Below are 17,025 nucleotides of genomic sequence, written 5' to 3'. Positions count from 1 at the left end.
ACCACTTATCAGATTACTTCGGCGCCATGCGGATGGCGCCATCGAGGCGGATGGTCTCGCCGTTGAGCATCTGGTTCTCGATGATGTGCAGGGCAAGGGCGGCATATTCGGATGGTTCGCCGAGGCGGGGCGGGAAGGGTACGGCGGCACCGAGCGAATCCTGCACGTCCTGCGGCATGCCAGCCATCATCGGTGTCTTGAAGATGCCTGGTGCGATGGTACAGACCCGAATGCCCGAACGGGCAAGGTCGCGTGCGACTGGCAGCGTCATGCCGACCACGCCGCCCTTGGAGGCGGAATAGGCCGCCTGGCCGATCTGGCCATCATAGGCGGCGACCGAGGCGGTGTTGACGATGACGCCGCGCTCGCCGCCTTGCAGCGGCTCGAGCCTGGCGGCGCGGTCGGCGACAAGGCGGATCATGTTGAAGGTGCCGATCAGATTGACCTCGATCACCTTGCGGTACTGGTCGAGCGGATGAGGCCCATCCTTGCCGATCGTCTTCACACCAATGGCGATGCCGGCGCAGTTGACCAGGATGCGCGGCTCGCCAAGCTTGCCGGTCACCTCGGCGAGGGCGGCGGCGCCACTGTCGGCGCTGCTGACGTCGCATTGGACGGCAATACCGCCGATCTCGGCCGCCACTTTTGCGGCGCGGTCGATGCCGACATCGAAAATGGCGACGCGGGCACCCTTCGCGGCAAGCGCACGCGCCGTGGCTTCACCAAGGCCGGAGCCGCCGCCGGTCACGATCGCGATCTGGCCGTTCGGGTTCATGGCGTTATCCTTTCCTGGAGCGGTTCATCGTTTCACGGAAGCGCCGAACGCTCGATTTGTTGCCGCAATTCCGGTCGAAAAACCGTTTCACATTTTTCCTGGAATTGCTCCAAGAGAACAGGGATGGATCAGGCGCGGATCAACGGGCAAGGTCAAGCCATCGCCGACATATGCTCGGCGACCCTGGCCTGACTGGCATGACAGACCTCGCCCGTAAGCCTGGCAACCGCGCCCGGCGTGATCTCGTGTGACAGCAGGCGGTCGAGATCGACAGGACGGGGCATCGAAATCTGGCCGCGCGGAATGCGCTTGAAGCCGAGCGGCCCGTAATAGGGCTCGTCGCCGACCAGCATGACGGCCGGGGCGCCGGCTTTGGCGGCGGCTTCCAGCGCGATCGCCACGAGGCGGCGGCCAATGCCGAGATTCTTGAAGGCAGGCCGCACCGCGAGCGGTCCGAGCATCAGGGCGCGGCCGGCACCGGCCGCGATGCGGGTCATGCGCACCGAAGCGACGACAAGATCGCCATCGACGGCGACAAAGGACAGCGCGCGCTCGTGGCCGCCGGCCTCGCGGATCTTGTAGGCGGCCAGCACGAAGCGGCCGGGCCCGAAGGCCTCGTCATTGATGGCTTCGATTTCAGGGTCGTGCGCCGGAGTTTCCGGCAGGTATTTAACGTCGGCAAGGCTCATGGTCTTTGCGGTCCGGTCAGGAGGAAAAGTTGCTGCAAACGGCAGCATTCGCCAGTCAGCGCTTCATCAAGCGCGGGCGCCCTTTCGTCGTCGGTCGAACCGGATCAAAGCAAAGTCGAACATGCGGAGTGTCCGCTAGCATCAATTTCCGGCCGCCGCAATCGACCCTTTGCGTGGCCCTTGACGATCTGTTCAGCCTGGATGATTTCCACCTGGGCCTGTGACGCTCTACATGAGGCGAAAGGCGAAAGGACACCCCATGGGATTGCTGGTCGAAGGCAAATGGCAGGACCGCTGGTACGACACCAAGAGCAGCGGCGGCAAGTTCGTGCGGATGCAATCGCAATGGCGCGACTGGATCACCCGCGACGGTAAGCCCGCCGGAGGCCGCAGCCGCGGTTTCAAGGCGGAGCCCGGGCGCTATCACCTCTATGTTTCGCTCGCTTGCCCTTGGGCGCACCGGACGCTGATCTTCCGCGCACTGAAGAGACTCGACAGCATAATATCGATGTCGGTCGTGCATCATTTCATGGGCGCCAATGGCTGGACATTTTTGGCCGAGGACGGCGCGACCGGCGACACGCTCTACGGCCTCGATTTCCTGCACCAGATCTACACCAAGGCCGATCCCATCTATTCGGGGCGGGTGACGGTGCCGGTGCTGTGGGACAAAAAGGATGAGACCATCGTCTCCAACGAATCCTCCGAAATCATCCGGATGCTGAATTCAGTCTTCGATGAGTGGGGCGATGCCAGCCTTGATTTCTATCCGCATGCGCTTCGCGGCGAGATCGGCGCGATCAACGCGCTGGTCTATCCCGCCGTCAACAACGGTGTCTACCGCGCCGGCTTCGCCACCACGCAAGACGCCTATGAGGAAGCGTTCGGCGAGCTGTTCGCGGCGCTCGACACGCTGGAGGATCGGCTATCGACGCAACGCTATCTCGTCGGCGGCCGCATCACCGAGGCCGACTGGCGGCTGTTCACCACGCTGGTGCGTTTCGACCCGGTCTATGTCGGCCATTTCAAGTGCAATTTGCGCCGCATCGCCGACTATCCAAACCTGTCGAACTATCTGCGCGACCTCTATCAGGTGCCCGGTGTCGCCGACACGGTGAACCTACATCACATCAAGGCGCATTATTATGGTAGCCACGAAACGATAAACCCGACGCGGATCGTGCCGCTGGGGCCGGAACTGGACTATGGTGCGCCGCATGACCGGGCGCGGTTTAACGAAGCGTCCTGATTTACCAGTAGACCGATACGACTTCACCTCCAAAAACCTCGGCGATCCGCCGCAAAGTCGCCGGCGTCGTGTCTTGCGGCAGGCGGTCGAGTGGGAAAAAGCCAGCCTCGGCGATCTCGTGATCCGGCAGCTTCGGCGTCGTTTGGCTGAACTGCTCGATCAGATAGAAGCCGACATGGTCGCGGCGGCTGGCGCGGCGGTTGAAATGCATCGATTTGAAAACCGGCGGCGTGGTCAGCGCGATGTTGCCTTCCTCGGCCAGTTCGCGGGCCAGTGCCTCGGCCATCGTCTCGCCGACCTCGACGCCGCCGCCGGGAAGCTGCCAGCCGGGCACATAGGTGTGGCGTATGAGAAAGACGGAGTTGGAGGCCGTGTCGAAAACGAGACCGCGCACACCGAGCGTCATCGGCCGCCGCAGCACGAAATAGAGATGGAACAGCCTTGCCCTGAACCCCGCCCAACCTGTCTGGCGGAAGGCGTCTTCCGGGTCCGCCATCAGGTGCGAAACCGCGGGTGGAAAGACAAGCTTTTGTGGAAAGGGGGGCGCCGGTCGCCTATGAAGGGTGCATGTTCAGGCTCGCGCATATTTCCGATGTCCATCTGGGGCCACTCCCCGATGTATCCTATCGCGATCTCGCCTCCAAGCGCGTGTTGGGCTACGTCAACTGGCAACGCAATCGCCGCCGCCATATGCATGATGCCGTCATCGACAGCATCGTCGCCGACATCAAGGCGCAAAATCCGGACCATCTCGCCGTCACCGGCGACCTCGTCAATCTGGCGCTCGATGGCGAGATTGAGATGGCCAAGCATTGGCTGGAGACGCTGGGACCGCCGCACGACGTTTCGGTGGTTCCAGGAAACCACGATGCCTACGTGCCCGGCGCCTTCGACAAGATCTGCCGGTCGTGGGCCGCCTGGATGAGCGGCGACGGCGTCAACACACCGGTCGATCGCAATGCATTCCCCTATCTGCGCGTGCGGGACAATGTCGCGCTGATCGGGGTCTCGACGGCACGCGCCACGGCCCCCTTCATGGCCAACGGCTTCTTCATGGAACGGCAGGCGGAGCGGCTCGGCAAGATCCTTCGCGACACCGGCGGGCAAGGCTTGTTTCGCGCCATCATGATCCACCATCCGCCGGTGCGCGGCGCCGTCTCCCAGCACAAGCGGCTGTTCGGCATCGCGCGCTTCCACAAGATCATCCGCCGGCAGGGCGCCGAACTCGTCCTGCACGGCCATTCGCATCTGCCGTCGCTGTTCCAGATCGGGGCCCGCAGTGCCAAGGTTCCGGTGGTCGGTGTCGCCGCGGCCGGCCAGGCGCCGGGCGGCAAGCATCCGGCAGCGCAATACAATCTGTTCGATATCGATGGCGAAAAAGGCGATTGGCGCATCCGCCTGACGCGGCGCGGGCTGACCGGACCCGCAATACCGCCCGCCGACTTGCAGACGCTGGAGATTGGCGTCGAGGCCGCGGCGGCTACCGCCGCAGGCTGAGCCCCATCGCCACGAGGCGGTCCCAGAACAGGGCGATCGACACAGCCAGGCCGACCAGGGCGCCGGCGGCGATCAGGCCAACGCCAGACAGGAAGGCCGACCAGCCCTTGCCGTGTTGCGGCGATCGCAGCGGCGGCTCGGCTTCCGCCACCTCGGCCCGCCTGATGCCGGCCACGGCCGGTTCGACCCCGCCTTCCATCATCCTCTGGCGCTCGACGATGCGCTCGGCGACGTAGCGTGTAACGGAATCGGCAACCGGCTTCATCTCGGTCGATTCAGCCAGCACCACGCGGCCGATCCGGGTGTCCTTGAGGAAGCGGTAGGTTCGGCGGTCGCGCCCCATGGCGACATGGCTGACGGCGTCGATCCACAGGCGCGGCTGCAGTCCGGAGGAAACGACGAAGTCGAAATTGTCCATGTCGGCCGGAACATCGGCGAAGACGGGCGCGAGTTCGGCGGCCAGCAGATCGAGGCGCATGCGATGCGCCTCGCGCATGTCGACGACGACATCGTCGCGATCGGCGAAGGCATTCTTCACATCACGGATGGCATCGGAGAGTTTCCCTGACGGATCGATCTTTTCGCCTGCGTCCTTCATCGGCGTCTGCCTCGCGGGTTTGGTTAAGAGCGAGTTAACACAGACGCCGGCAAAATGCACTGGCGAGATCACAGGATCGGGGGCGCCCGGCGGATGCCGGATGCGAAAAAGTCAGCCGGTCGCGGCGATGAGTTTCGGGCGCGGCGGCCTGGCGCGGCGGCTCGTATTGCGCCGAATGATGCTTGCAACCAGATCAGGCGCTTCCTCGATCAGCATATGGCCGGCCTCCAGCACGTGATGCACATGAAAGTGCGCCGGCAGGTCATCCGACTGGGCAATGGGCAGCACCGCGTCGTCACTTCCCCACGCCACCATGACCGGCATGGTCAGCCTGTCCAACTGGTCGCGCGGGATGACACCCTGCCGGTCGTCCCTGGTCATGGCGGCAGCGATCTCGACGAGTTTCCGCAACTGGCCGGGTCGCCCGCGCATGTCGCGGAGGACGTCGATGGTGTGATCGAATGGCCGGGTCAGTGGACCCGACATGGCGGCGAGGCACGCCCGGATCTCGGACAGGTCCTTTGCGGCGGCAAAGCGGCGCAACAGCGGGCCGTTGATCTCGGGGCCGAAGCCGCCGGGCGCCAGAAGTGTCAGCGAGGCGACTCTTTCAGGCTCTGCCAGCGCCATCAGCGCCGCCACCGCGCCGCCCATCGAGTGGCCGACCAGATGAACGCGCTTCAGTGCCCGTGCGGACAGATCGGCGAGAATGGCCCTTGCCGCCACTCTGGCCGGGCCGGCACCCGGGAAATCGAGCGAGAGCCCGTGGCCCGGCAAATCATAGGCAAGCGTGCGCGCGGGAGGCGCAAGCAACGAGATCACGTCGCGCCAGACATCGTGACAGCCGCCGAAACCATGCAGCAGGACGATGGCCTTCGAGCCAACACCCTGTTCGGCGGCATGAAGCGATGCGACCATGAAATCTGAAAGCTTTATTGCGGGACTGCGCGTTGGGAATGCAGCTGGATTGCTCCTTGTCCAGCGCGATGGCCAGTAAAATTTTCGCGATTGGCGGGAGCTGCCGACAGTAAGCCGGCTTTTTTGCTAGAGCCTGTTGCGCCTGGGCAAGTATATGCGGCGCGGCTTAAGTTCTTGTCCCCGCATGTCGCTATCCCACCCGTCGGCCCCTCGACGCGACATGCTAACTCGCGTTGCCGAGCCCGGCCGCGCGCAAGGCGCCAACCAGCCGTTCGATCAGATCGGCCGGGTATTTTCGGTCGATGAAGGTCGCGCGTGGATTGGCGGCGAATTTCGGGAATTTGACGGTCAGCTCATCGAGCAGCTTGTGCGCCAGTTTGTCCTGACCGGTGATGCTGGCGCCGATCAGCCGGGCGGCGAGATAATGTGATTTCGTTGCGGTTGTTCTCAGCGAGGAACTGGCGATCGCGGCCTTGTTCGTGTCGCCAAGCATGAGTTCGCCGGCGAAAAGTCCGAAATCCCACCATGTCGGATGACCGCTTGAGGCATCGACCGCATGGGCCAGGATCGGCGTGCCCTCGGCGTATCGCCCGGCGAAAACCAGCCCGTAGCCATAAGCGGCGGCCATGGCGAGATCGTAGGGGTTGAGGTCATAGGCCTTGCGCGTCCAGCGCAGCGCTTCGTCGGCATTGCCAAGACGCGAATTGATGTAGCCGTAGGAGCGATGCGCATAGGGGCTGGTCGGTCCCATCTGCACGGCGCGATGAGCGAATGTCATCGCCTTCTCGACAGTCGCATCCGGCGGATAGGCGTAGTGGTCGTTCACTGCTTCCAGGTGCAGCGAGGCCAGCTCCGAATAGACCAGCGGTGATTTGGCGCCATTATCGGCAAGGGTTTCGAGGCAGCGATAGGCAGCCTCGTGGGTCTTGGCGTTCTGGTCGAGGTAATATTTGTCGTTGAGCAGCAGGCATTGCGTCAGCGCGGTCTGAATGCCGCTCTGCTCGATATAGCTGTAGATCGTGCCAGACGCGGGCAGCGCCGAACTCAGGATGCCGGCGATACGGTCCTCGATGACGGATGGCGCGCTGTCGGTGGCCGCCAGGTTGCGCGACATAAGCACCCGTCCGGTCGCCACGCTCTGTAGTTCGATGGTGATATCGCCCGCGTCCGGTCCAGGCAGGATGTCGAAGATGAAGCTCGTCGCGCTGGCGACCGGATCAGTCTCGTCGACGGTGTCGCGACCGATGAAGTCGATCGTGTCGAAGCCGCTCAGGCCGGCGCGCAGCGAAGTGGCGACACGGCTGGCGTCAGGGCCATCGGCCTTGACGGCGATGTAGACGAGCGGCAAGGCCTCACGCGTGGAGGACGGCGCGATGCTGCTGGTCAGGCCGGTGGCCTCGAACGTAGCGGGGATCTCGCCGCCTGCCAGCAGGGCGCCGCTGCCCTGACGCAGGATCAGAACACCGAGCATGGCGATGACCAGGGCGATCGCCATCCAGAAGAACCTGAGGTGGCGCGCCACCGAGGGCGCCGGTGCCAGCAATGCAGCGGCCGCAATGGCGTCGTCGGCAGCGCCGGAGTGCTCGGCCGGTGCCGTTGCCGCGTCTGACCGCCCGGCGGGTTTCGCCGTTTCCGGCAGACGGATCGCGTTGAGCTCATAAGCGGGGACGTAGCCGCCGCGCGGGATGGCGATGCGGACGGGCTCGGCGATGCCTTCATTGGCGAAATACTGCTGCAGCAACTCGCGCAGCCTGCCAGCCTGCACCCGCACGACGGCGTCGGTCGACGGATCGAAATCGCCGTCCTTGCCGAAGACATCCATGGCAATGGAAAAGCCCTTGAGCCTGTCGGCCTCGCCGGCCTGTTCGCGTTCGACAAGATAACGGAGCAGTTTGCGCGCACGCTCGGACCTTCCGAACGTTTCGCTGGCAAGCAGTCGCTCTAGTGTCTCGCGCACTGCGGGGGCGGCAGGCGTGGCATGCTGCAAGTGTCGATCCTTTCGAAGTCGGCACAGGTTAAGGCACGATCATATAGTGCCCGCATCGCCGCACAAGTATGCACCCATTATGCGATCGCGTACCTAACCGGATAATTTTCCGGTGGTTAATGGCCGGGGCCGCCGCTGGCTCCAAAACAACAACCAAAGGGGCAGCCAAAGCCTTGTTCGGGCTTGGAAAACAGCGGCGCGAGAGGCCGGTTCGGCCTCTCGCTCCGATCATCGGCGGACGCTATCCTGCCTTGCGGCTCACGATACGGTTGGCGGCCGACATCACCGCTTCCAGCGAGGCTGCGACGATGTTGGTGTTGATGCCTGCGCCGAACAATTTGCCCCCGGGATATTCCATCTCGACATAGGAGATGGCCGAGGCATTGGAGCCGCGCTGCATCGAGTGTTCGGAATAGTCGAGCACCGACATTTCGACGCCGACATGGCGCGACAGCGCGTCGACGAAGCCATCGATCGGGCCGGTGCCGGTGCCGGTGATGGTCACCTCCTTGCCGTTGTCGAGGATGACCGCCTCGATCACCCGCCGGCCCTTCACCTCGGTGTCGGGATAGGTGTGGTGGTCGAGGAATTTCAGGCGCGCGCCCGGCTGGTCGACATAGGTCTCGAGGAAGCGCTCATAAATGCGCTTGGCCGGAACCTCCTTGCCCTCGGCATCGGTGATCGCCTGGACCGCCTGGCTGAACTCGATCTGCAGGTTGCGCGGCAGGTTGAGGCCGTAATCGGCCTGCAGCACATAGGCGATGCCGCCCTTGCCGGACTGCGAGTTGATGCGAATGATGGCCTCGTAGCTGCGGCCGACATCGGCCGGGTCGATCGGCAGGTAAGGCACTTCCCACAGGCTGGTGTTGGCCTTCTTTAGGGCCTTCATGCCCTTGTTGATGGCGTCCTGGTGCGAGCCGGAAAACGCCGTGTAGACGAGTTCGCCGACGTAGGGATGGCGCTCGGGGATCTTCAGCTGGTTCGAATATTCATAGACGTCCTTCATCCGGTTGATGTCGGAACAGTCGATGCCCGGATCGACGCCTTGCGTGTACATGTTGAGCGCCAGCGTGACGATGTCGACATTGCCGGTGCGCTCGCCATTGCCGAACAGCGTGCCTTCGACGCGGTCGGCGCCGGCCATCAGGCCGAGTTCGGTGGTGGCGATGCCGGTGCCGCGATCATTGTGCGGATGCAGCGAGATGATCAGGTTTTCGCGGTTGTCGAGATTGCGGCACATCCATTCGATGCGGTCGGCATAGACATTGGGCGTCGACATCTCGACCGTCGACGGCAGGTTGACGATCAGCTTGTTGTCTGGTGTCGGCCTGACGATCTCGGTGACAGCGTTGCAGATCTCCAGCGCGACTTCGAGTTCGGTGCCGGTGAAGCTCTCCGGCGAATATTCGAAGCGATAGCCGCCGCCGGCCTTGGCCGCCATGTCGGTGATCATCTTGGCCGCATCGGTGGCGATGCGCTTGATGCCGCCGACGTCCTTCCCGAAGACTACGCGGCGCTGCAATTCGCTGGTCGAATTGTAGAAATGCACGATCGGGTTGGTCGCGCCCTTGAGCGCTTCGAAAGTACGGGTGATCAGCTCGGGCCGGCATTGCACCAGCACCTGCAGCGACACGTCGGCGGGGACGTTGCCTTCCTCGATGCACCAGCGCGCGAAGTCGAAATCGGTCTGCGAGGCCGAGGGGAAGCCGATCTCGATCTCCTTGAAACCCATGTCGAGCAGCAGCGCGAACATGCGCGCCTTGCGCTCATGACCCATCGGGTCGATCAGCGCCTGGTTGCCGTCGCGCAGGTCGACCGAACACCAGATAGGCGCCTTGTCGATGACCTTCGAAGGCCAAGTCCGGTCGGTGAGGCCGACAGTCGGATAGGGTTGGTATTTGCGGGCCGCGTCCGACATGCCCCGGGCTGATTCGGTCATGCCCCGGGCTGACTCGTTGCCGGCTACCGCGGCATCGGAGCGGATCTCTTCTCGTGCGTTCATCGTCTTGTTCTCCCGGCGGCCCTCGGATCCGCCTTGGGCGGATTGATGGCGAGTGGCGCCTTTACCAGATTTTCGTTCGCTTGATGTGACTGCCAATTTTAAGACTGGCTAAGGAGCATGCGCTTGCGCGGCGGTTCGACCGCCGGGCGCTCCTTCAGCGAACCCGGCGATCGCCGATAAGGCCGAGAAGAAGCAGCGTCGAGGCCAGCGCGCGCATGGTCTCGCCGGCAAAGCCGGTCTGACGGGAAGCGGTGGTGGCGCGCGTGTTCATGGCGGTTCTCATACAGGAGCGATCTGTGGGAGGCAAGCGGGCCGGCATCCGTCGCATATTATCCCTAATGCGGATGCTCTTCCCCGCGCGCCGCAAATGCGCCAGACTTGAGCGCCGGCGGGGCTGCGATGCTCTGCCGTCGAGAGGGGGGTGTCCATGATTTTCGTGTTCTTCTCGCCGCATTTTCCCGCCAACGGCGCCGATTTCTGCGACCGGCTGAAGAAGGCCGGCGCCACGGTGCTCGGCATCGGCGACGCGCCCTACGAGGCGCTGGACAGCAAGCTCAAAGCGGCGCTTTCGGAATATTATCGCCTCCCCGACATGGAGGACTACGATCCGGTGTTCCGGGCGATGGGGCATTTCATCCACAAATGGGGCCGCATCGACCGGTTCGAATCGCTCAACGAGCATTGGCTGGAGCTGGAAGCCAACATCCGCACCGACTTCAACATCTATGGCACCAAGCTCGATTTCGTGAAGAATTTGAAGCGCAAGAGCCGCATGCGCGCCTTCTTCCGCAAGAGCGGCGTCGAGACCATAGCGCAGCGCAAATGCTCCGATCGTGCCGGCGCCATGACCTTCATCCGCCGCGTCGGCTACCCCGTTGTGGTGAAGCCCGATTCGGGTTCCGGCGCCTCGAACACTTTCAAGATCTCCAATGCCAGGGAGCTCGACCAGTTCTTCCGGGACAAGCCCGAGGACGTCACCTTCGTCATGGAGCAGTTCATCGAGGGGCTGGTGGTGACCTATGACGGGCTGGTCAACCGCGACGGCGAAGTGGTGCTGGCGGCCAGCCACCGCTACGACCAGAGCGTCATGGAGGTGGTCAACAAGGACCGGCACATGAGCTACACCTGCTTTCCCCACATCAGGCCCGTGGTCGAGGAAGCCGGCCGCAAGATCCTGAAGGCGTTCGATGTGCGCGAGCGCTTTTTCCATATAGAGCTGTTCGAGACCCGGGATGATCGGATCATCGCGCTGGAGGTCAACATGCGGCCGCCCGGCGCCTGGATGACGGACGCGATCAACTATACGTTCGATATCGATGTCTATGCGGCATGGGCCGACATGGTGGTCAAGGACGCCGCTGGCGGGCCCTATGAGGGCAAGTATTTCACCGCCTATGCCAGCCGCAAGCGGCATCTCCACTATTTGCACAGCCATGAGGACGTGTTAGCCGCCCACAAGGACAAGATCGTCCATCATCAACCGATAGAAGAGGTTTTCAGCCGCGCCATGGGAAATTACGCCTACCAGATGCGCTCGAAGGATCAGGTGGCGCTGCGCGAGGCGGTTGCCTTCATCCACGCGGAAAAGGCTTGAAGCCAATGGACATCTCCTATCACAAGGCTTTCGCCCGCAATCTCGGCCGCGACATGGAATACAAGCGCTACGGCCATGCCGGCCGGCCGGTGGTGGTGTTTCCGACCTCGCAGGGGCGGTTCTACCAATTCGAGGATTCCGGCGGGGTGGGCGCGCTGGCCGAGTTCATCGACACCGGTCGCATCCAGCTGTTTACAGTCGACGGCATCGATTCGGAATCCTTCTTCGACAGGCATGCCGATAAGGCGCATCGCATCGGCCGCCATGAGGCCTATTTCCGCTATGTGCGCGAGGAGGCACTGCCGGAGTTCCTCGCCACGGCGGCGCAGGCCAATGGTGGGCGCAAGCTGAAGCCACTGTTTTCAGGCTGTTCGATGGGCGGCTATCATTCCTCGAACTTCGTCTTCCGCTTTCCGGAACTGGCCAGCGGCGTCATCGCGCTGTCGGGCGTCTATTCGGCCCGCGATTTCTTCGGCAAGGCGCTGGAGGGCGACATCTTCTACAACTCGCCGCTCGACTACCTGCCCGGGATCGTCGACCCGAAGCTGCTGGCCCGGCTGAAGGCGCTCAGGCTGATCTTCTGCTGCGGGCAGGGCGCCTGGGAAGAGCGCATGCTGGTGGAGACGCGCCAGCTCGAACAGATCCTGCGCCACAAATCCATTCCCGCCTGGGTCGACTATTGGGGCGGCGACGTCAGTCATGACTGGCCGTGGTGGCACAAGCAGCTGGTCTATTTCTTCGGCCGCTGGCTGGATGAGGATCTGATGCACAGGCTGGATTGAACTCCAGGCCGGCTCGAAGGTACCTATTCCCGGATGCTTCTGGCCACCAGCCGCGCGACGCTCGGGCCGACGAGCAGCACGATCAGGAAGCGCGCCGACTGCAGCGCCATGACGAAGGAGATGTCGACATGCTGTGCCGCGGCGGCGATGATGGCCACGCTGTCCATGCCGCCGGGGCTGGTCGCCAGATAGGCTGTGAGCGGATCGATCCCGAGCAGATGGCTGATGATGAAGGCGAGCCCGCCGCAAAAGGCGATCAGCGCCACGATCGAGGCGATGATCTGTGGCAGCGCGCGTGTCGCATGGCGCAGGATCGGCCTGGTGAAGTTCAGCCCGATCGACCAGCCGACCATGGCGTAGCTGATTGCCAGCAGCCAGGGCGGCAACTGCATCCCGACGCCGAGGCCGAGATGGATGACGGCCCCGAAGATGAAGGTGCCGAGGAAAAACGGCGAGGGCAGCCGGCACAGCTTTCCCGCCAGTCCGCCGACCAGCGCGATGCCGATGGTGGCGGCGAAAGCCTGCCCATCGATCGGCGGAAACCAGGTGACGGGCGGGATTTCGATGCCCGACGTGTCGACCCACATCCTGGCGACGATAGCCGCCGTCATCGACACGAAGATGACGCGCAGATACTGCATGAAGGCGACGAGCCGCTGGTCGGCACCGAAGGCCCCGGCCATCAGCACCATGGCGGTGGCGGCACCCGGCGAGGAGCCCCAGACGGCGGTGGTTCCGGGCAGAATGCGCCAGCGGCTGATCAGCCAGCCAAGCAGGCTGGAGGCCGCGACCGTGGCGATCACCACGCCGAGAAACAGCGGCCACTCGGCGTAGAAGACGGGAAAGATGTCGGCCGAGATCGAGGCGGCCACGAGGCAGCCGACAACTGCCTGGGCGGAGCCGAACAAAAGGCGCGGCACGCGCACCGTGGCACCATTGGTGCCGGCGACGATGGCCGCCAGCATTGGCCCGATCAGCAGCGCCGCCGGCAAGGCGGCGAGTTCGAGCGCGCCGGCGAGCAGGGTCGATATGACGAGGAGGAGCAGCCATTGCCAAGGCTTGCGCCAACGCGCCATGTGCTCGATGACGGGCGGATCCGGGATGTGCTGCTCGGGCGAGGAATCCATCTTCTGGTCTTAGATCCGGTTGCGAGAAATGCGAACCCCGGTCCAGCTGAAAGAATATGTTTCCGCGCTTCAGCCTTGCTGCCTAGGGGCTCCGGGTCAGAGCTTTCGAATAGGGCCTGGGTAGCGGGCTACGATATTGTCCGTCGTCAACAAGGTAATGCCTTCTATATTAGCCTGAGCTACAAGGATTCGATCGAAGGGGTCTCTGTGGATCGGCGGAAGTCCATCGACGGCAACGGCGTGCTCGCTGTTGACGGGCAACTCATGATAGCCGTTGTCGAAAAGGCCTCGCCTCAGTAAGCGCGGGTCCACAGTGAAGTCGTCTCGCCCAAGCCCTCGTTTGATCGCCACTTCCCACAGGCTGGCAGCGCTGAACAGCAATTCGTTCGACGGGTCTTCAATCTCGGCGAGGGCAGCAAGGGGCAGTCGGTCTGGTTCGCTGGCCGCCCACAACAGCAAATGGGTGTCGAGCAGCAGCTTCACGTCTTGATGCCGAATAGTTGCTCGATCTGCTCGCTGCCCATGCGGTCGAAGTTGTCGGGGACAGAAAACCGGCCGGCCATGAAGCCGACCCGCCGTATCTGCGCCGAAGCCGGCTGATCGATGGGCACGACTTTGACCAACGGCTTGCCAGCCTTGGCGATAATAAACGGCTCACCTTTGGCGGCCTGGTCAACGAGACGCGACAGATTGGTCTTTGCATTGTGGATGTTCACGGTCTGCATCACAGTTTGCTCCCAACAGACTTAGTCCACAGAACTTAGTCTTTTGTGTGGGTACTGCAAGTAGGTTCCCGACAGGATCAGCCCGTCTTACCGTCGGCCAACCCGAAGCCGCCAACAGGGTGGGTCTCCACCTGGAATTCGAAGCCGGCGATGAAGGGCCGGGCCTTGGCGATGGCCGCCTGGACTTCCGGAAGTTGCAGCGAGGCCTTGTGGCTCGTCTGATCCGTCCACACTTCGGTGACCCAGATCGCATCGGCATCGGCCGGGTCGGTGGCGATGATATAACTCAGGCAACCGGGCAGGGCGCCGGTGCTGGCACGCAGGACTTCCATGACCGCGTCGCGCTGGCCGCGCGACGCCCGCATCTTGCCGATCAGTCCGTACATTCTGTTGCCTCCCTTTGAAGTCTCCGACAAAAGTATGCGGGTCGCCAGTATGCAGATAGCCGGTCACGGCATCAACTGGCCGCCATTCACCTCGATCACCTGGCCGGTGATGTAGCCGCTCAGGAGATCGGACGAGAGGAACAGATAGGCGCCGACGCAGTCCTCCGCGGTGCCGGCGCGTCCTTGCGGAATGGTGGCCACCATGCCCTTCATCTGCTCGTCGGTCGAATAGCGCTCGTGGAAGGGTGTGAGGATCGTGCCCGGCGCCACCGCGTTGACCCGGATGCCGAAGCCGATCAGTTCCTTGGCCATGCCGCGCGTCACATTGGAGACGAAGGCCTTGGCCGAGCCGTAGAGGCCGACCCCGCCGCCCGCTCCATTGCGCGCCGCGATCGACGAAGTGTTGACGATGAAGCCGCCCTGCTTCTTCAGCCACGGCATCGCCTTGCGCGAGGCGGTCAGCACCGAACGCGCGTTGAGGTCCATCACCGCGTCGTAATGCGCCTCGGTCTGCTCGGCGTAGGGCACGCGGCCGAGCATGCCACCGGCATTGTTGACCAGCCCGTCAAGGCGCCCGAAGTGCCGCGCGCTGTCCTCGACGACGCGCTCGACGTCGGCGGCAACGGAGAAATCGCCCTGGACGAGGAAGGCATCGCCGCCATTCCCGGTGATCGTCTTGGCTAGCCTTTCGGCCGCCTCGCGGCTTGAATTGTAATGCAGCGCTACCCGGCATTTCTGTGCCGCGTAAGCCAGCACCAACGCCGCGCCTATGCCGGTCGAGGCACCGGTGACCAGCACCGTCTTGCCGGCGAGATCGGGGATGGTGAGCGCGGTCGTGGCGGGCAATGCCGGTCCTCCGGAGGTTCAACGGGACCAGTCGTTCCCGGCCCATGGTCAAGACTGTGCACTATGGCCTGAGATAGGCATAGCCCTGGCTTTGCAATTCCGCGAGCTTGACGACGCCACCCTTGTCGGCGGCATGGAAGCCTTCGAGGAGGTCGGTCAGAGAAATATCCATCCCATGCATGGTGTTGGCGCAGGCCTGCGGCTCCAGCCCCTGCTGCACGAGACCGGCGAAGCGGCCGGAGACCGCGGCCGATATGCCTTTCGACTTGAAGGCGGCAAGAGCTGGGCCATGCACGACCAGCACGATGTCGACCTTGCCGCCCGTGCCCTCATAGTGGTTCTTGATGTTGCCGAGCACGAAATTGACCTTGTCGAGGTCGCTCAGGTGATAGGCGACCTTGAGCCTTGTGGGCTCGGTCGCCGCCGCCCGCACCACGCGCAGGCCAAGGAACGTTCCGGTTCCGGCAAGAACCGCGCGGAACATGTCGCGCCGGCGCATGGCATCCTCCTCCGCTTGGCGGCCCACCGCAAAATCCGTGGCTCCCGCGGCGATACTAGCATAAAATGACGCAGCGTCTTGTCGAGGCGAGGGGGATCACATGGCGTTCAAGGGGCTGGATTGGAGGGCCGTCTTCACCGCCGGATTGAGCGCAGCGCTGCTTGGCGCGCTTTTCGGTCCGGCTTGCGCCGATGATGCCCTCAAGCTCACCGAACTCAGCCCGAACGGGGCGGATGCCTGCTTCGGCCATGTCTATGACGCGGCACACCTGAAGGCGCACCCGAAGCAGAAGGTGGCGCGGATCTTCTTCTACTACGGGCACGATCCGGTCAGCCGTACGAACGAGGAACCGGCGCACTCCGACACCTCCTACAATGGCTTCGTCACCACCACCGTGCGCGGCGCCGAGGCGCCTCAATGGGCGGGTGGTTGGTGCAACCACCAGTCCGAGGACGGCAAATCAGGCGCCATCCATTGCGGCATGGACTGCGACCGCACGCTGGCGTCGCTGAAGGTCGACGACAAAGGCCGGCTGATCCTCTCGGACCTGCAACCCGACATCTATCTCGACGCCGATTCGGAGGAGGAACTCGGCACGGCGGAATATACCAGGCAGGCGCTCGGCTCGGAGGACGACAATTTCCGCCTCGACCCGATGCCGGCCGCGACCTGCAAGGCCGAGTTCGCGCGCATAGATCCGATCGATCCGGCGCTCGGGTCGCCGTTGCGCGAGCGGCTGAAGCCCGATCAGGCCTTCTGCTACGGGCACGACTACGATGCGGCGCACCTAGCCTCGCATCCCAACCAGCTGACGCAATCGATCCGGGTGTTTCGCGGGCCGGTGGAACTGGCATCCTTCGCTTCGGGCGGGGACGCGGCCAACTGGCCGGATGGCGCCGACATCGCGGTTTCTGTCACGACAAGGGAGAAGTCGGGCAAGGTCACACAGACCTATTCCTGCCAGGGCGAGGCCAACCAGTGGCGTTGTGCCGCGAGCTCGAAGATGAGTAATTTCTCCTGCGACATCGCGCAAAAGGAAATCTTCCTCAAGCGCGGCGCCAACGGCACGATGATGCTGGCCAATCCCAATAGCAGCCTGGCGGTCGTCGATCTTTGCTCGAAGGCCGCCGACGGCAAGACGAAATCGGACGACAAGGTCTACCGGCTGGAGGCAATGCCGCAATCGGCCTGCGCGCCGTGATTTGGCGCTTCGTCATCCTATGGCGAAGCAAGGAGCGAAGCGACGCGGCGCAGACCATAGGATCCATGCCGTGACTCGGCGGCGGCGCCACAGTGCAAAATTTGCTCAGCTGCACTCCACGGCTAAGGTCGCGGCATGGATCCTTGGGTCTGC

19 protein-coding genes are annotated in these 17,025 nt (G+C 63.5%); 6 read left to right on the top strand and 13 right to left on the bottom strand.

Annotated elements, in window-relative coordinates:
- Positions 1 to 13 precede the first annotated feature (13 nt).
- Both FJW03_RS17850 and FJW03_RS17845 read right to left on the bottom strand, forming a co-directional pair.
- Positions 14 to 775, bottom strand: coding sequence for a 3-hydroxyacyl-CoA dehydrogenase (locus FJW03_RS17850; protein WP_140610787.1), 762 nt, complete (start codon positions 773 to 775; stop codon positions 14 to 16).
- Positions 776 to 927: 152 nt separating this feature from the next.
- Positions 928 to 1,464: a GNAT family N-acetyltransferase gene (locus FJW03_RS17845; protein WP_140746341.1), complete on the bottom strand. Its 537-nt coding sequence runs from the start codon at positions 1,462 to 1,464 to the stop codon at positions 928 to 930.
- Positions 1,465 to 1,493: 29 nt separating this feature from the next.
- Between FJW03_RS17845 and FJW03_RS17840 the strand changes: the two genes are divergently transcribed.
- On the top strand, positions 1,494 to 1,688 hold the full coding sequence (locus FJW03_RS17840; RefSeq protein ID WP_226890391.1) for a hypothetical protein: 195 nt from the start codon (positions 1,494 to 1,496) through the stop codon (positions 1,686 to 1,688).
- Positions 1,689 to 1,723: 35 nt separating this feature from the next.
- On the top strand, positions 1,724 to 2,713 hold the full coding sequence (locus FJW03_RS17835) for a glutathione S-transferase family protein (protein WP_140759773.1): 990 nt from the start codon (positions 1,724 to 1,726) through the stop codon (positions 2,711 to 2,713).
- A 1-nt stretch (position 2,714) separates the two neighbouring features.
- On the opposite strand, the gene FJW03_RS17830 is transcribed toward FJW03_RS17835, so the two are convergent.
- Positions 2,715 to 3,209 carry an NUDIX domain-containing protein gene (locus FJW03_RS17830; RefSeq protein WP_140759775.1) on the bottom strand — a complete coding sequence of 165 codons (495 nt, stop codon included), beginning with the start codon at positions 3,207 to 3,209 and terminating at the stop codon, positions 2,715 to 2,717.
- Positions 3,210 to 3,280: 71 nt separating this feature from the next.
- Between FJW03_RS17830 and FJW03_RS17825 the strand changes: the two genes are divergently transcribed.
- Positions 3,281 to 4,210 carry a metallophosphoesterase family protein gene (locus FJW03_RS17825; protein ID WP_140759778.1) on the top strand — a complete coding sequence of 310 codons (930 nt, stop codon included), beginning with the start codon at positions 3,281 to 3,283 and terminating at the stop codon, positions 4,208 to 4,210.
- Here the strand turns inward: FJW03_RS17825 and FJW03_RS17820 are convergent.
- The 4 genes from FJW03_RS17820 to leuA all read right to left on the bottom strand — a co-directional run bounded on the left by FJW03_RS17820 (position 4,194) and on the right by leuA (position 9,628).
- Positions 4,194 to 4,808 carry a hypothetical protein gene (locus tag FJW03_RS17820; protein ID WP_140610782.1) on the bottom strand — a complete coding sequence of 205 codons (615 nt, stop codon included), beginning with the start codon at positions 4,806 to 4,808 and terminating at the stop codon, positions 4,194 to 4,196. The two genes, FJW03_RS17825 and FJW03_RS17820, sit on opposite strands and share 17 nt — an antisense overlap.
- 111 nt (positions 4,809 to 4,919) lie before the next feature.
- The gene (locus FJW03_RS17815) at positions 4,920 to 5,723 is read right to left on the bottom strand and encodes an alpha/beta fold hydrolase (protein WP_140759781.1); all 804 of its coding nucleotides are present in this window, start codon (positions 5,721 to 5,723) and stop codon (positions 4,920 to 4,922) included.
- A gap of 223 nt (positions 5,724 to 5,946) precedes the next feature.
- Positions 5,947 to 7,710, bottom strand: a complete 1,764-nt coding sequence (locus FJW03_RS17810; protein ID WP_140759783.1) for a tetratricopeptide repeat protein — start codon at positions 7,708 to 7,710, stop codon at positions 5,947 to 5,949.
- A gap of 241 nt (positions 7,711 to 7,951) precedes the next feature.
- Entirely contained in the window at positions 7,952 to 9,628 is a 1,677-nt protein-coding gene (gene leuA / locus FJW03_RS17805) for a 2-isopropylmalate synthase (protein WP_181173108.1), read from the bottom strand.
- A 511-nt stretch (positions 9,629 to 10,139) separates the two neighbouring features.
- On the opposite strand from leuA, the gene FJW03_RS17800 reads away from it, so the two are divergent.
- Positions 10,140 to 11,306 carry an ATP-grasp domain-containing protein gene (locus FJW03_RS17800; RefSeq protein WP_140759947.1) on the top strand — a complete coding sequence of 389 codons (1,167 nt, stop codon included), beginning with the start codon at positions 10,140 to 10,142 and terminating at the stop codon, positions 11,304 to 11,306.
- A 5-nt stretch (positions 11,307 to 11,311) separates the two neighbouring features.
- On the top strand, positions 11,312 to 12,088 hold the full coding sequence (locus tag FJW03_RS17795) for an esterase family protein (protein WP_140610791.1): 777 nt from the start codon (positions 11,312 to 11,314) through the stop codon (positions 12,086 to 12,088).
- Between the two features lie 23 nt (positions 12,089 to 12,111).
- Here FJW03_RS17795 and FJW03_RS17790 read toward each other — a convergent pair whose 3' ends face one another.
- The 6 genes from FJW03_RS17790 to FJW03_RS17765 all read right to left on the bottom strand — a co-directional run bounded on the left by FJW03_RS17790 (position 12,112) and on the right by FJW03_RS17765 (position 15,671).
- Positions 12,112 to 13,215: an AbrB family transcriptional regulator gene (locus FJW03_RS17790; protein ID WP_140759791.1), complete on the bottom strand. Its 1,104-nt coding sequence runs from the start codon at positions 13,213 to 13,215 to the stop codon at positions 12,112 to 12,114.
- A gap of 96 nt (positions 13,216 to 13,311) precedes the next feature.
- Entirely contained in the window at positions 13,312 to 13,698 is a 387-nt protein-coding gene (locus FJW03_RS17785; protein ID WP_140759794.1) for a type II toxin-antitoxin system VapC family toxin, read from the bottom strand.
- Positions 13,695 to 13,940, bottom strand: a complete 246-nt coding sequence (locus tag FJW03_RS17780) for a type II toxin-antitoxin system Phd/YefM family antitoxin (protein ID WP_140759796.1) — start codon at positions 13,938 to 13,940, stop codon at positions 13,695 to 13,697. The genes FJW03_RS17785 and FJW03_RS17780 overlap by 4 nt, the downstream gene beginning before the upstream one ends.
- 77 nt (positions 13,941 to 14,017) lie before the next feature.
- Entirely contained in the window at positions 14,018 to 14,326 is a 309-nt protein-coding gene (locus tag FJW03_RS17775; protein ID WP_140759799.1) for a putative quinol monooxygenase, read from the bottom strand.
- A gap of 63 nt (positions 14,327 to 14,389) precedes the next feature.
- Positions 14,390 to 15,172: an SDR family NAD(P)-dependent oxidoreductase gene (locus tag FJW03_RS17770; RefSeq protein ID WP_140759801.1), complete on the bottom strand. Its 783-nt coding sequence runs from the start codon at positions 15,170 to 15,172 to the stop codon at positions 14,390 to 14,392.
- A gap of 61 nt (positions 15,173 to 15,233) precedes the next feature.
- Positions 15,234 to 15,671 carry a DsrE family protein gene (locus tag FJW03_RS17765; protein WP_140690097.1) on the bottom strand — a complete coding sequence of 146 codons (438 nt, stop codon included), beginning with the start codon at positions 15,669 to 15,671 and terminating at the stop codon, positions 15,234 to 15,236.
- 100 nt (positions 15,672 to 15,771) lie between these two features.
- Here FJW03_RS17765 and FJW03_RS17760 point away from each other — a divergent pair, with 100 nt between their 5' ends.
- Positions 15,772 to 16,872 carry a hypothetical protein gene (locus FJW03_RS17760; protein ID WP_140759804.1) on the top strand — a complete coding sequence of 367 codons (1,101 nt, stop codon included), beginning with the start codon at positions 15,772 to 15,774 and terminating at the stop codon, positions 16,870 to 16,872.
- Positions 16,873 to 17,025 lie beyond the last annotated feature (153 nt).

This window comes from Mesorhizobium sp. B4-1-4 (assembly GCF_006439395.2).
Lineage (GTDB): Bacteria > Pseudomonadota > Alphaproteobacteria > Rhizobiales > Rhizobiaceae > Mesorhizobium.
The sequence above is the reverse complement of the archived record's forward strand: the minus strand, read 5'-3'. Positions and strand labels throughout refer to the sequence as shown.

Excerpts from the sequence above, each read along its gene's own strand:
- FJW03_RS17820 (WP_140610782.1), bottom strand. The coding sequence starts at position 4,808 with ATGAAGGACGCAGGCGAAAAGATCGATCCGTCAGGGAAACTCTCCGAT.
- FJW03_RS17845 (WP_140746341.1), bottom strand. The coding sequence starts at position 1,464 with ATGAGCCTTGCCGACGTTAAATACCTGCCGGAAACTCCGGCGCACGAC.
- FJW03_RS17815 (WP_140759781.1), bottom strand. The coding sequence starts at position 5,723 with ATGGTCGCATCGCTTCATGCCGCCGAACAGGGTGTTGGCTCGAAGGCC.
- FJW03_RS17775 (WP_140759799.1), bottom strand. The coding sequence starts at position 14,326 with ATGTACGGACTGATCGGCAAGATGCGGGCGTCGCGCGGCCAGCGCGAC.
- FJW03_RS17760 (WP_140759804.1), top strand. The coding sequence starts at position 15,772 with ATGGCGTTCAAGGGGCTGGATTGGAGGGCCGTCTTCACCGCCGGATTG.
- FJW03_RS17825 (WP_140759778.1), top strand. The coding sequence starts at position 3,281 with ATGTTCAGGCTCGCGCATATTTCCGATGTCCATCTGGGGCCACTCCCC.
- FJW03_RS17850 (WP_140610787.1), bottom strand. The coding sequence starts at position 775 with ATGAACCCGAACGGCCAGATCGCGATCGTGACCGGCGGCGGCTCCGGC.
- FJW03_RS17835 (WP_140759773.1), top strand. The coding sequence starts at position 1,724 with ATGGGATTGCTGGTCGAAGGCAAATGGCAGGACCGCTGGTACGACACC.
- FJW03_RS17795 (WP_140610791.1), top strand. The coding sequence starts at position 11,312 with ATGGACATCTCCTATCACAAGGCTTTCGCCCGCAATCTCGGCCGCGAC.
- FJW03_RS17790 (WP_140759791.1), bottom strand. The coding sequence starts at position 13,215 with ATGGATTCCTCGCCCGAGCAGCACATCCCGGATCCGCCCGTCATCGAG.
- FJW03_RS17800 (WP_140759947.1), top strand. The coding sequence starts at position 10,140 with ATGATTTTCGTGTTCTTCTCGCCGCATTTTCCCGCCAACGGCGCCGAT.
- FJW03_RS17830 (WP_140759775.1), bottom strand. The coding sequence starts at position 3,209 with ATGGCGGACCCGGAAGACGCCTTCCGCCAGACAGGTTGGGCGGGGTTC.
- FJW03_RS17780 (WP_140759796.1), bottom strand. The coding sequence starts at position 13,940 with ATGCAGACCGTGAACATCCACAATGCAAAGACCAATCTGTCGCGTCTC.
- leuA (WP_181173108.1), bottom strand. The coding sequence starts at position 9,628 with ATGTCGGACGCGGCCCGCAAATACCAACCCTATCCGACTGTCGGCCTC.
- FJW03_RS17765 (WP_140690097.1), bottom strand. The coding sequence starts at position 15,671 with ATGCGCCGGCGCGACATGTTCCGCGCGGTTCTTGCCGGAACCGGAACG.